The sequence below is a fragment of the Burkholderia sp. Bp9031 genome, from assembly GCF_003857965.1.
GTDB lineage: Bacteria > Pseudomonadota > Gammaproteobacteria > Burkholderiales > Burkholderiaceae > Burkholderia > Burkholderia ambifaria_A.
Window position 1 is genome coordinate 291,202 of record NZ_QTPW01000001.1, and the last position, 12,123, is coordinate 303,324.

12 protein-coding genes are annotated in these 12,123 nt (G+C 70.0%); 3 read left to right on the forward strand and 9 right to left on the reverse strand.

The features are described 5' to 3' along the window. Positions 1–43: 43 nt before the first annotated feature. From DIE15_RS01315 to DIE15_RS01335, 5 genes are all read right to left on the reverse strand, one after another. Positions 44–1,096, reverse strand: a complete 1,053-nt coding sequence (locus DIE15_RS01315) for a ferredoxin--NADP reductase (protein ID WP_124832122.1) — start codon at positions 1,094–1,096, stop codon at positions 44–46. 15 nt (positions 1,097–1,111) lie between these two features. Continuing rightward, a complete protein-coding gene (locus DIE15_RS01320) occupies positions 1,112–1,630 on the reverse strand; it encodes a flavin reductase family protein (protein WP_124832124.1) in 519 nt (172 codons plus the stop codon). Further along, entirely contained in the window at positions 1,630–3,387 is a 1,758-nt protein-coding gene (locus DIE15_RS01325; RefSeq protein WP_124832126.1) for an FAD-dependent oxidoreductase, read from the reverse strand. The genes DIE15_RS01320 and DIE15_RS01325 overlap by 1 nt, the downstream gene beginning before the upstream one ends. Before the next feature lie 10 nt (positions 3,388–3,397). Continuing rightward, positions 3,398–4,591 (reverse strand): acyl-CoA dehydrogenase family protein, encoded by a 1,194-nt coding sequence (locus DIE15_RS01330; RefSeq protein WP_124832128.1) that lies wholly within the window; start codon positions 4,589–4,591, stop codon positions 3,398–3,400. A 169-nt stretch (positions 4,592–4,760) separates the two neighbouring features. Then, a complete protein-coding gene (locus DIE15_RS01335; protein WP_057925051.1) occupies positions 4,761–5,900 on the reverse strand; it encodes an LLM class flavin-dependent oxidoreductase in 1,140 nt (379 codons plus the stop codon). Positions 5,901–6,158: 258 nt separating this feature from the next. Between DIE15_RS01335 and DIE15_RS01340 the strand changes: the two genes are divergently transcribed. Next, on the forward strand, positions 6,159–6,509 hold the full coding sequence (locus DIE15_RS01340; RefSeq protein WP_057925050.1) for a VOC family protein: 351 nt from the start codon (positions 6,159–6,161) through the stop codon (positions 6,507–6,509). A gap of 116 nt (positions 6,510–6,625) precedes the next feature. Here DIE15_RS01340 and DIE15_RS01345 read toward each other — a convergent pair whose 3' ends face one another. Continuing rightward, positions 6,626–7,495 carry a LysR family transcriptional regulator gene (locus DIE15_RS01345; RefSeq protein ID WP_124832130.1) on the reverse strand — a complete coding sequence of 290 codons (870 nt, stop codon included), beginning with the start codon at positions 7,493–7,495 and terminating at the stop codon, positions 6,626–6,628. Positions 7,496–7,678: 183 nt separating this feature from the next. On the opposite strand from DIE15_RS01345, the gene DIE15_RS01350 reads away from it, so the two are divergent. Further along, entirely contained in the window at positions 7,679–9,067 is a 1,389-nt protein-coding gene (locus DIE15_RS01350) for a DHA2 family efflux MFS transporter permease subunit (protein ID WP_057925048.1), read from the forward strand. A gap of 25 nt (positions 9,068–9,092) precedes the next feature. Here DIE15_RS01350 and DIE15_RS01355 read toward each other — a convergent pair whose 3' ends face one another. Further along, positions 9,093–9,386 carry a DUF4377 domain-containing protein gene (locus DIE15_RS01355; protein ID WP_260428156.1) on the reverse strand — a complete coding sequence of 98 codons (294 nt, stop codon included), beginning with the start codon at positions 9,384–9,386 and terminating at the stop codon, positions 9,093–9,095. Between the two features lie 79 nt (positions 9,387–9,465). Between DIE15_RS01355 and DIE15_RS01360 the strand changes: the two genes are divergently transcribed. Then, positions 9,466–10,659: a tyrosine-type recombinase/integrase gene (locus tag DIE15_RS01360; protein ID WP_124832132.1), complete on the forward strand. Its 1,194-nt coding sequence runs from the start codon at positions 9,466–9,468 to the stop codon at positions 10,657–10,659. Positions 10,660–10,681: 22 nt separating this feature from the next. Here DIE15_RS01360 and DIE15_RS01365 read toward each other — a convergent pair whose 3' ends face one another. Together DIE15_RS01365 and DIE15_RS01370 are read right to left on the reverse strand one after the other, a co-directional pair. Beyond that, positions 10,682–10,900, reverse strand: a complete 219-nt coding sequence (locus DIE15_RS01365; RefSeq protein ID WP_124832134.1) for a YXWGXW repeat-containing protein — start codon at positions 10,898–10,900, stop codon at positions 10,682–10,684. Between the two features lie 58 nt (positions 10,901–10,958). Further along, positions 10,959–12,122 (reverse strand): DUF1501 domain-containing protein, encoded by a 1,164-nt coding sequence (locus DIE15_RS01370; RefSeq protein ID WP_057925045.1) that lies wholly within the window; start codon positions 12,120–12,122, stop codon positions 10,959–10,961. Position 12,123 lies beyond the last annotated feature (1 nt).

The window sequence follows — 12,123 nt, forward strand, 5'->3', positions numbered from 1 at the left end:
TGCATCGCAACAGGGTTGCCGCGCGCGCCGCAGGCGCCGCGGCTCAATCGGGAAACACCACGCGCAGCGCGTCGCTCGCGGGCCGCGCACAGCACGCGAGCGTCCAGCCGGCCGCGATCTCGTCGTCGTCGAGCACGTGGTTGCCGTCGAGTGCCACTTCGCCGCGTTCGACGCGGCACATGCACGCGCCACACTGTCCCATCCGGCAGGAATTCGGCGCGGGCAGGCCGGCGCGCAGCATCGCGTCGAGCAGCGTTTCGCCGGGCGCGCTGTCGAACGCGAACGCCTCACCGTCCAGCACCGTCTCGATCGCCGCGCCGTCTCCGGCCGCGGCGGCCGTTCCGGCCGTCGCGGCCGATGCCGCCGGAGCGGCCTGCTTCGGCGCATCGGGCAGCGACGCGAAGCGCTCGACGTGCACGCGCGCACGCGGCAGCCCGAGGCCGAGCATCGCGGCGAGCGCGTTCTCCATGAACAGCGCGGGCCCGCAGATGAACGTCTCCTGCTGGCTGAACGGCCGCGCGAGCTCTTCGAGATGCCGCTGCTGCGGCACGCCCTGCACGCTGTCGAGCCAGTGGATCACGCGCAGGCGGCCCGGATGTCGGTGCGCGAGCTGCTGCAGTTCGTCGCGGAAAATCACCGAACGCTCGTCGCGGTTCGCATAAATCAGCGTCAGCATCCCGCGTCCGTGCACGAGCGCCGATTTCAGGATCGACAGCACCGGCGTGATGCCGCTGCCGCCCGCGAACAGCAGCAGGTCGCCATCGAGCGTGCGCGGCGTGAAGACGCCGGCCGGCGGCAGCACGTCGAGCGCATCGCCCGCATGGATGCGGTCGCACAGCCAGTTCGACGCGCGGCCGTCGCGCACGCGCTTGACGGTGATCTTCGGCGCCGCGTCGATGCCCGGCGCGCTCGACAGCGAGTAGCAGCGCGCGACGGTCGCGTCCGCGCACGGCACGTTCAGCGTCAGGAACTGGCCGGGCCGGTATGCGAACGCATCGCGCAACGCGGCGGGTACGTCGAACACGAACGAGTACGCGTCGTCGCTTTCGGCGATGACGTCGGCAACGGTCAGCCGGTGGAAGCGCGAATCGCTCATCGCAGATTCCTCACGTCATGCGGCCACGCGCGCCGCCGGCGCACCGGGCGTCGTGTACGCGCCGTCGAGATAGACGAGCGGGTCGACATCGCCGCTCATCAGCACCTCGCGAATGCGCCCGATGAACACCGTATGCGTGCCGTATTCGAAGCGGCCGTCCTGCTCGCACACGAGGCTCGCCTGCGAGTCGTGCAGATACGGGACGCCGAGCGGCGACGTGTGCCAGTCGCCGGTCGTGAAGCGCGCCTCGCCCTTCAGGCGGCCGCTGCAGTCGATCGCGATGCCTTCATGGCGTGCGGACAGCACGTTCACGCAGAACGACGCGCCCGCGTCGAGCGGCGGATACAGCGATGCGCTGCGGTTGATGCAGATCAGCAGCGACGGCGGATCGGTCGACAGCGAATCGACCGCCGTCGCGGACATCGAGTAGCGCCGGCCGTCGTACGCGCTGCTGATGACCGTGACGGAGCGCGCGAGGCGGCGCATCGCGAGCAGCATGTCGGTGCGCAGCGGATGGGTGGTGAGATCGCTCATCATTGGACTCCGTCAAGTTCAGTCGTGGATGGCCGGGCTGGCCGGCCGTCGGCGTCGGCCGCTTGCGCGGCCAGGTGGTCGGCGGCGATGAACCCGAAGGTCATCGCCGGACCGAGCGTCGCGCCTGCGCCGGGGTAGCTCGCGCCCATCACCGATGCACTGGTGTTGCCGATTGCGTAGAGGCCGTCGACCGGCGCGCCGTCGGCGCGCAGCACGCGCGCCTGCGCGTCGGTGACGAGCCCGCCCTTCGTGCCGATGTCGCCCGCGTCGATCCGCACCGCGTAGAACGGCGCCTCGTCGACCGGCCCGAGGCACGGATTCGGCGCGTTGCGCGGATCGCCGTAGTACGTGTCGAACAGGTTGTCGCCCTTGCCGAGCGCTTCGTCGATGCCGGTCGCCGCGTAACGCGCCATGTCGCGCAGCGTGTCGTGCAGCCCGGCCGCATCGACGCCGATCCGCGCGGCGAGCGCATCGATCGTGTCGGCCTTCACGAGCACGTCGCGAAACGCGTGCGGAATCCGCGCATCGGGCATCATCGACGCCGGCATGATCGGCCCGCACGGATACTTGCGGCGAAAGCGCGCGTCGAACACCATCCACGCCGGCACGCACGCGCCGGTGCGCGCATGGTCGCGATACATCGCCGGCACGAATTCCGAATACGGCACGGCTTCGTTGACGAAGCGCTTGCCGAGACCGTTGACGATCACACAGCCCGGCAGGTTGCGCTCGACGAACAGCGCGCGCTGCTTCTCCTCCCCCGCGACGCCGACCGTCGGCGCGCCCCACACGTGCTCCATCAGCGCGAGCGCGCCACCGAGCCGATGGCCTTCGGCGATCGCGTCGCCGGTGTTGGCCGGCGGTGTCGCGCTCCATTGCATCTGCGTCGGCTGCGGCAGGTAGCGTTCGCGCATCGGCTGGTTGCGCTCGAAGCCGCCCGCGCCGAGGATCACGCCGCGCCGCGCGACGATCGTCACCGGCTGCCCGAAGCGCTGCGCACGCACACCCGTCACGCGGCCGCCGACATCGAGCAGGTCGCGCATCGGCGTGTCGAGCCAGACCGGCACGTTGCGATCGAGCAATGCGCGGCGCAGCCCGCCGATCAGCGCGTTGCCGAGCGTCAGGCGCCGGTCGCGCCGCGTGCGGCGGCGCACCCCGAGATCGAGCCAGTAGCGGCCGAACTGGGCAATCGCGAGCCTCATGAAGCCCGGCCCGCGCGAGAACAGCGTATGCGCCTCCTTCGACGTCACGGCCACGCGGCCGCCGATCAGCGTGCCGGGCGACGGCGGCCGCAGCCGGTCGAACTCGTCACCGAGCAGCGCGCCGTCGAACGGCAACGGATCGAGTGCGCGATAGCCCGGCATCGCGCCCGGCAGCTTCTGGAAATAGTCGGCGTACTTCGGCAGCGCCTGGTAGCGCACCGGCGTCTTCGCCTCGAGGTAGCGCAGCATCTCGGGCGCCTGGTCGAGATACGCGTCGAGCCGCTCGCGCGACGATGCGCCGGCCGTGCACGCGTCGAGATAGCGGCGCGCGGCCTCGCGCGTATCGGTCGCGCCGAGTTCCGCGATATGGTGGTTGCACGGTATCCAGATGCCGCCGCCCGAGACCGCCGACGTGCCGCCGTACAGCGCCGTCTTCTCGATCACGACGACGGACAGCCCGCGGTCGGCCGCGCGGCACGCCGCGAGCAGCGCGCCCGCGCCCGAGCCGACGACCACGACGTCGAACACGTATTGCTGTGCTTGCGTGTCGTTCATCGCGGCCTCGTCAGATGAAGTAGTCCGTGTTCTCGCGGCCGAGCATCACGGCGCCGAGGTTCTGGCCGAAGCGGTCCACGTTGTTCGCGTAGTGCGCGCGGGCCGCGTGCAGATCGAGGAAGCGGCGCACCAGCGGATTGCGGTGATAGATGCCGTTGCCGCCCGCATAGCGCAGAAGCGCGTTCGCGGCCTGTGCGCAGCGTTCGGCGACCTGCGCCGACTGATAGCGGAAATGCACGCGACGCTCGATCGACACGGCCGGGCCGCCCGTGACGGACGCCATCAGTTCCGCGAAATTGCGCTTGAGCAGCACCGTCATCTCGTCGATCGCGACGGCCGCGTTCGCGCACGCGTTCTGCGCGCCCGGATCGTCGGTCGTCTTCGCACCGCTGTTGGCCGACACGCGCGTGGCCGCATAACCGGTGAAATCGTCGAGGGCACCCTGCAGCGCGCCGATGCACGACGTGCACACCGCGCGCACGAAGATCTGCGCGAACGGCAGCCTGAACAGCGGCGCATCGTTGACGGCCAGGCCCGGGCTCGTGCCCATCATCCCGTCGATCGCCTTGTGCGTGCGATACGCGGGCACGAACACGTCGTCGACGACGATGTCGTGGCTGCCGGTCGCGCGCAAGCCGAGCACGTCCCAGTCCTGCTGGATCCGGTAGTCGGATTTGGGCAGCAGGAAGGTGCGGTATTCGGGCGGCTGGCCGGCAACGGCCGGCGGCACCAGTGCGCCGAGGAACACCCATTCGCACAGTTCGCTGCCGCTCGAGAACTTCCAGTGGCCGGACAGGCGGAAGCCGCAGTCGACCGGCGTCACGCGGCCGACCGGCATGTAGGTCGACGCGATCAGCGTTGCCGGATCCTTGCCCCATACGTCCTGCTGCGCGCGTTCGTCGAACAGCGCGAGCTGCCAGTTGTGCACGCCGACGACGCCGTACACCCACGCAGTCGACATACAGCCGCGCGCGAGCGCCATCTGGATGTCGAAAAAGGCCTGCGGATCGAGTTCGTAGCCGCCGTAGCGCTTCGGCTGCAGCACCTTGAAGAAGCCGGCGGCCTGCATGTCGGCGATCGTCTCGGCCGGGATGCGGCCCTGCGCTTCCGCCTGCGCGGCGCGGCCGGCGAGCGTCGGCGCAAGCGCCTCGGCCCGGGCGATCAGCGTGGCGGCCAGTGCGTTCGAATCGTTGTCGCGATGCACGAATGTCTCCTGTGATACGGAGCGCGCGCGGCGGCGCCCACCCCGGTCTCTCTATGTGGTTCGTCGCGGCCGGCGCCGCGAGCGAGGGTTCCAGCTGCCGATGGTCGGGCTCGCGCGGGTGCGCCGCATCGTCCGAAAGGACGACGGGCGCGGCGCGGCCCTGCCCGCCTCATGCGCAGGCGCGTTCCTTTTCCTTGTTGAAGAACGGGATCACGTGCTCGCCGATGTTGCGGATCGTCTCCATCTGCGCGTCGTGCGGCACCGTGCCCATCTGGCAGAGGAACAGCACTTCGTCGACACCCGCTTCCTGCAGGCGGCCCACGTAGCCGATGCAGTCGTCGACCGTGCCGTACGCGTGGTTCGGGTTCATCATCGCGAGCGCCGGATCGGCGAAGTTCACGACGACTTCCTCCGACGCGAAGCGCGAACGGATCACCATCTCGCCGGTATCGGCCTGCACGAGGTCGTCGCCCCACTTCGCCGGGTCCGGACGCTCGCCGCCCGTGTACCAGTACGCGAGCGACTCCATGAAGTAGCGCTGGCCGCGGATGCCGATCTTGCGGGCCTTCTGGCCGTCGGCCATCACGACCGTCGGGCACAGCGCCGCGAGGTGCCGGGTCGGGCGGAAGCCGACCTGGTCTTCCGGCTTGCGGTTCGCCCACGCTTCGCGATACACCGCGTTCTTCTTCGCGACTTCGTCCGGGCCGCCGAAACCGAGCACCAGCGCGCCCATCCCGCGCTGTCCTGCGCGCAGCAGCGCATCGGTGTTCGTGCACGCGAGGTACATCGGCGGATGCGGATCCTGCATCGGCTTCGGGTGGATCGGACGCTTCGGAATCTTGATGTACTTGCCGTCGTGCTCGATCTCGTCCTGCACGAACATCTTCGGCACCAGGTACATCGACTCGTCGATCATCGGCTGCAGTTCGTTGAGGTCGTAGCCGAACGCGCCCGCCTCCTGCTGGCTGCCGCCCTTGCCGACACCGAAATGCACGCGGCCGCCCGACAGGATGTCGAGCAGCGCGACGCGCTCGGCGACCTTGATCGGATGGTTCATCGCCGGCGGCAGGCACACGACGCCGTGACCGAGGCCGATGCGCGTCGTACGGCCGGCCAGGTACGCAAGGAAGGTTTCCGGCGCGCTCATGTGCGCATAGTGGGTCAGCGACGTGTGCTCCACGCACCAGATCGTGTCGAAGCCGACCTGCTCGGCCAGCAGCGCCTGCTCGACCGTCTCCTGGAACACCCGGTGGTCGCCCTCGCGCGATGCGTCGGTGGTCTGGGCTTCGTAGATGAGGGAAAACTTCATTGCGTGCGTCTCCATGTATGTTGGACGAGTCGGGGTCGTGCAGCCGCCCGCACGATACGGACGAATAGCGACGGTCCACGGATGGGAGTGTCGGCGCGCGGGCCCGCGCGGGCATCGTCTGTTTGGAGTAACGGCCCGCCTGCGGGACAGAGGGGTTTCACCGTCATCCGATCGGACTGCGTCGCGGCCGGCACCGCGCGCTAGCATCGAACGACGGTGCGGTGCGTGCCGGTCACATCACGACAAGGGAGAGAGGGAATGAAGGTATCGATGCTGCTGTATCCGGTCGACGACATCGACACGGCCCTGCCGCTGTTCGTCGACGGACTGGGCCTGAACGTGAAGTTCCGCGACGGCGACCGATACTGCGCGCTCGACGGCGGCCCGCTGACGATCGCGCTGGTGGCCGGCGACGAGCAGATCGTCGAGCGCGCGGCGCTCACGCTGCGTGTGGACGAGGACGACGATCTTTACGCGGCGATGGCGCGGGTCGTGAAGGCCGGCGCGTCGGTGCGCGTGCCGGTGCAGGCCGGGCCGCACGAATACCGCGCGGTGCTGGAGGACAGGAACGGCGCGCTGCTAGTGATTTCGCAGAAACGCGCGGCATGAGGCGCGACGTGCGGCGTGCGGCGCGTGACATGCGGCGTGCGGCCCGGCCGGCAGCCGCACGAATATAGGCTGATAGCGGGGCTGTCGGGTAACGCAGTGCGCAGTGGTGCGCGACGCTACGCGCTTCGATCGACCACGCCGGGTGCGCGCAGGTCGCTGGTTTCCAGCAGCTCGAGCAGCGTGCCGGCCGGCTGGCTGAGCCGCTTCGCGGCGAGCGCGATGAACTCGACGTCGGGTAGCGCGGGCAGCCCATCGCCGTTTACCGGCGGCGCCAGGCCGCGCGCCGACAGATACTGCGACGTCGCGGTGAGCCCGAGCCCGGCCCGCGCGGCCGCGATGCAGCCCGGCTGGCTGCTGCTCGAACACACGACTTCCCAGCCGATCCCCTTCTCCGCGAGCGCGTTCAGCACGACCGCGCGCGTGACGCTCGGCTCGGCGACCAGCACGAGCGGCAGCGGCCTTTCCAGGTCTACGACGGTGCCCGGCCGCGCGACCCATTCGAGCCGTGCGCGCAACAGCGGCGTGCCGCGCCGCTCGCCGAGCCGCCGCTTGCCGACCATCAGGTCGAGCGCGCCCGCATCCATCAGTTCGTAGAGCCGGCTGGTCATGCCGGTCGTGATCTCCAGCGCGACGTCGGGGTGCGCGGTGCGAAACGCCGCGAGCACGTCCGGCAACGCGACCAGCGCGAGATCGTCCGATGCGCCGAGCCGCACGCGGCCCTGCAGCCGCGGCTTGCGGAACTGCGATTCGGCGCGGTTCAGCGCCTGCAGGATCACGTTCGCATGCACGAGCAGCGCCTCGCCGTCGGCCGTCATCGCGATCGAATGGGTGTCGCGCACGAACAGCCGCCGGCCGACGCTCTCTTCGAGACGACGGATGTGTTCGCTGACGCTCGACTGGTTGAGCCCGAGCTGCCGGCCCGCTTCGGTGAAGCTGCGGCAATTCGTGACGGTCGCGAACGTCTTGAGCCAAACGGGATTGAGCATCCCGCATTGTCATCGGCAATTCCGATGACAGTCAATGCCTTAAGTCGGCTTCCCGATGACTACCGGAATCGGTACCATCAACGCTTGTAGACCGGCCGTACGCCGGCGCGAGCCTGCCGAACCGAGCCGGGCCGCGTCGCCCGTCACGTCGCCCTCGCCGGTCGCCGCACCGCCAACTTCGTCATGTCCCGCGAACCCTCACACTCCGCGCTGCTGTGGATCGTCGCCGCCGCGTTCTTCATGCAGTCGCTCGACACGACGATCGTCAATACCGCACTGCCGTCGATCGCACAAAGCCTGCATGCGTCGCCGCTCGCGATGCAGCCGATCGTGGTCGTCTACACGCTGACGATGGCGATGCTCACACCGGCGTCCGGCTGGCTCGCCGACCGGTTCGGCACGCGCCGCGTGTTCTCTGTCGCCATCCTGGTGTTCTCGCTCGCGTCGATCGGCTGTGCCGCGTCGCACACGCTCGGCCAGCTCGTCGTCGCGCGCGCCGTGCAGGGCATCGGCGGCTCGATGCTGCTGCCGATCGGGCGGCTCGCGGTGTTGCGCCGCGTGCCGGGCGAACGGTACGTCGCGGCGATCGCGTTCGTGTCGATCGCCGGGCAGCTCGGCCCGATCGTCGGGCCGACGCTCGGCGGCTGGCTCACGCAGGCGATTTCCTGGCACTGGGTGTTCATCGTCAACGTGCCCGTCGGCGTGGTCGGCTTCCTCGCGGTGCAGCGCTTTCTGCCGCACGACCAGGCGACCCAGCCGCCGCCGTTCGACTTCGTCGGCTGCGCGCTGCTGTCGGTCGCGATGATCGCGCTGTCGCTCGCGATCGATCCGCCAATGCCCGCGCACCGCACCGGCTGGGCGATCGGGCTGGCCGTGCTCGGCGTGGCGAGCGCGCTCGCGTACCTGCCCCACGCACGGCGCCGCGCGCAGCCGCTGTTCCGGCTCGGGCTGTTCCGCGAGCCAAACTTCGGCTCGGGGCTGCTCGGCAACCTGCTGTGCCGGATCGGCACGAGCGCCGTGCCGTTCATGCTGCCGCTGCTGATGCAGGTGCAGCTCGGCTATACGCCGTTGCAGTCGGGGATGATGATGCTGCCGGCCGCGATCGCCGGCGTGATCGCGAAACGCTGGATCGCGCCGCTCGCGAAGCGCTTCGGCTATGCGACGTTCCTGGTCGTGAACACGGGGATCGTCGGCTGCGCGATCGCGGGGTTCGCGCTGGTATCGGCGCGGCCCGCACCGGCGCTGGAGATTGCGTTGCTGATCGTGTTCGGCGCCGCGAACTCGATGCAGTTCGCCGCGATGAACGCCGTCACGCTCAAGGGGCTGTCGCATGCCGACGCCGGCAGCGGCAACAGCCTGTTCACGATGATGCAGATGCTGGCGATGGGGCTCGGCGTGTCGATCGGCGGCGGGCTCGTGAACCTGTTCGCCGCGCATTGGGGCTCGATGGCAAACGGCTTCATGCTGTCGTTCGTCTGCATGGGCTCGGTCACGCTGCTGTCGTCCGTCGTGTTCCGCCGGATCGATACCGCCGCGCCGCCGAGACCGGTCGCGCCGCGACCGTCCGCGTAAGCGGCGCCGCGGGCGGGCGCGGCCGTCAGTTCACCTGGCGGCGCTCGACGACGCGCTTGAGCACCCAGCGGATCGACGAACCGTCAGCCGGGGGGTGTGCGACGCGATATTCGTCGACTTCCAGCACATATTGATAGCCGGGCTGGTACGCAAAGCCCTCGATGCCCGCGTACCACGGGCTCCACGGCTCGGCCGGACTGCTGCGCACCTGCAGGCAGTCCATCGGCGCGACGCCCGTGCTGCGCGCCGGCAAAGACACCGCGCACGAAATTGCACCGCTCGGCGCGCGCTTCACCGCGTACCGATCGTGTATTACCATCGGCGCTTCCTCGTACTCGTATGCTTCGCCGCGTCGCCTGTGCCCGCCTGGCCACGGGCGAGCGGCGCCCCCTGTTCGCATGACCTCACCCGTTCCGTCCGGCGCCGCGCTGCGGCCGCAGCCGATCGATGCGCTGACCGTGCCGGCCGCGCTCGACGGACGCGCGGGCACGAACCGCTCGACCAGCGCGCATCCGCAGATCGCCGCGACCCATGATCTCGACGCCGTGCGCGCATGGCTCGCGCGCTTCGTCGATACGCCCACCACGTTCCAGAACTACCGCAAGGAAGCCGAGCGCCTGCTGCTGTGGGCCGTGATCGCATGCGGCAAGCCGCTGTCGTCGCTCACGCACGAGGATCTCGTCGTATACCGGCAATTCCTGCTCGCGCCCGCGCCGGCCGACGTGTGGTGTGCGAACGGCGGCCGCAAGCATCCGCGCGGCGACCCGCGCTGGCGGCCGTTCTACGGGCCGCTGTCGGCGGCCAGCCAGCGGCAGGCGATGGTGATCCTGAACGTGATGTTCTCGTGGCTCGTGCAGGCCGGCTATCTGGCCGGCAATCCGCTCGCGCTGTCGCGGCAGCGGCAACGGCGGCCCGCGCCGCGCGTCACGCGCCATCTCGGGCCGCCGCTGTGGCAAGCAGTCAAGGACGCGATCGCCGCGATGCCGCGCGACGATGCGCGCGCCTCCTTCCATGCGGATCGCGCGCGCTGGGTCTTCACGCTGCTGTATCTCGGCGGGCTGCGCATCACCGAGGCAGCCGATACGACGATGGGGCAATTCTTTGCGCGGCGCGACGCGAACGGACGCGACCGCTGGTGGCTCGACGTGACCGGCAAAGGCGGCAGGCAGCGGCTCGTGCCGGCTACCACCGAAATGATGGCCGAGCTCGCGCGCTACCGGCGCACGCACGGCCTGCCCGCGCTGCCCGCCGACGGCGAGGACACGCCGCTCGTGCTGCCGATCGGTCACACGCGCAAGCCGCTCACGCGCGCCGCGCTGCACCGGATCGTGAAGCAGGTGTTCCGGTTCGCGGCTGACCGGTTGCGCGCGCAAGGGGATGCCGGCGAGGAACAGGCACGCGTGCTCGAGCAGGCATCCGCGCACTGGCTGCGCCACAGTGCGGGCTCGCACATGGCCGACGGCCGCGTCGACCTGCGGCTCGTGCGCGACAACCTCGGACACGTATCGCTGACGACCACCAGCCAGTATCTGCATGCGGACGACGACTGGCGGCACAGCGAAACCGACGAGAAGCACCGGATCGGCTGGTGAGCAGCGCGCCGTCCGGCCCGCTTCAATACACGGCCACCCAATGCCCGGGCACCCACGCCCAGTGGTTGCCGGCCCAGCGGTAATGGCCCTTGGCCCAGCGGTAGCCGGGGGCGGGCGGCGGCGGCGCCACCTCGGCGACCGGCGCGGGTTGCGGCGGCCGCGCCGGCTCGACCACGCATGCGGACATCAGCGCGGCGCTCGCCGTCACCAGCACGGCAAGCGATACGGATCTAATCTTCATCGTCACTTCTCCCTGTTGTGTAATCGGTTGGCGGATGCAAACGCACGCATGCCGTGCGTCACGCGAATCCGCGAATGAGGCCGGTCATCGGCCGCGTCGCGCCGCTTTCCGCGAACAGCGTGGACGCGGTGCGGCCGGGATCGAGTCGCAGGCTTTCGGCAGCCGCGCCCGCGATCAACGCGTCGAGCGATGCGGTCGGCTTCAGGTCGCGCCCTTCGTACAGGTCGCCCGGCCGCAAGCCCGGCCAGTCGGCGATCACGCGACCGCCCGCGACCGCCCCGCCCGCCAGCATCGCGACCGACGCCTGCCCGTGATCGGTACCGCCCGTGCCGTTCGCGGCGGCCGTGCGGCCAAACTCGGTCGCAACCAGCACCGTGGTCTGCTGCCACACGGGCCCGAGACCATCGCGCAATGCGGCGAGCATCGTATCGAGCGCCTTCAACTGGTTCGCGAGCCGTGGGTTCTGCGCGCTATGCGTGTCCCAGCCGCCCGTCTCGATCATCGCGATTCGCGGGCCATCGTCGCGCGCGAGAAACGTCGCCGCGAGCTTGCCGACGCCCGCCGGATCCTGACGCGCATGTGCATCGCCGGCGAGGCCGCGCGCGGCCATCGCCGATTCCCACAGCGGCCCGAGCTGCGCGTCGGCCTCGTAAAGCGCCGACACGCGCGCGAGCAGGTCGTCCGGCGCGGCCGGCAAACCGGACGCCGCATACGACGCGGCCTGCACACCGCCGCGCAACGCGAGCGGCACCGTCGGCGCGAACGCGATCGCGCGCTCGCGCGTCGCCGGCAACATCGCGGCGAGCCGGTTCAGCCAGCCGTCCTTCACTTGGTACGGCGCGCGCCCGCCCGTCTCGAGCACGTTCTGGCCGTCGAAATGCGAGCGGTCGCGATACGGCGATGCGATCGCGTGGACGAACAGCGCCTGTTTGTCGCGAACCAGTTGCGCGGTCTGCACAAGCGACGGGTGCAGCGCGAACGTGCCGTCGATGCGTGTCGCCGCCGCTGCGTCGATCGCCAGCGGGCCGCGCAGCGACGCATACGCAGGTTCCGCATACGGGACGACGATGTTCAGCCCGTCGGCCGCGCCGCGCTGGATCACGAACACGAAGCGCCGGTCTGTTTCGACGTTCGCGAACACGATGCGCGGCGCGACGAGCATCGCCCCGGCGCCGGCCGCGGCGATGCTCAGGAAATGCCGACGGGTAAGGGATCGGGCCATG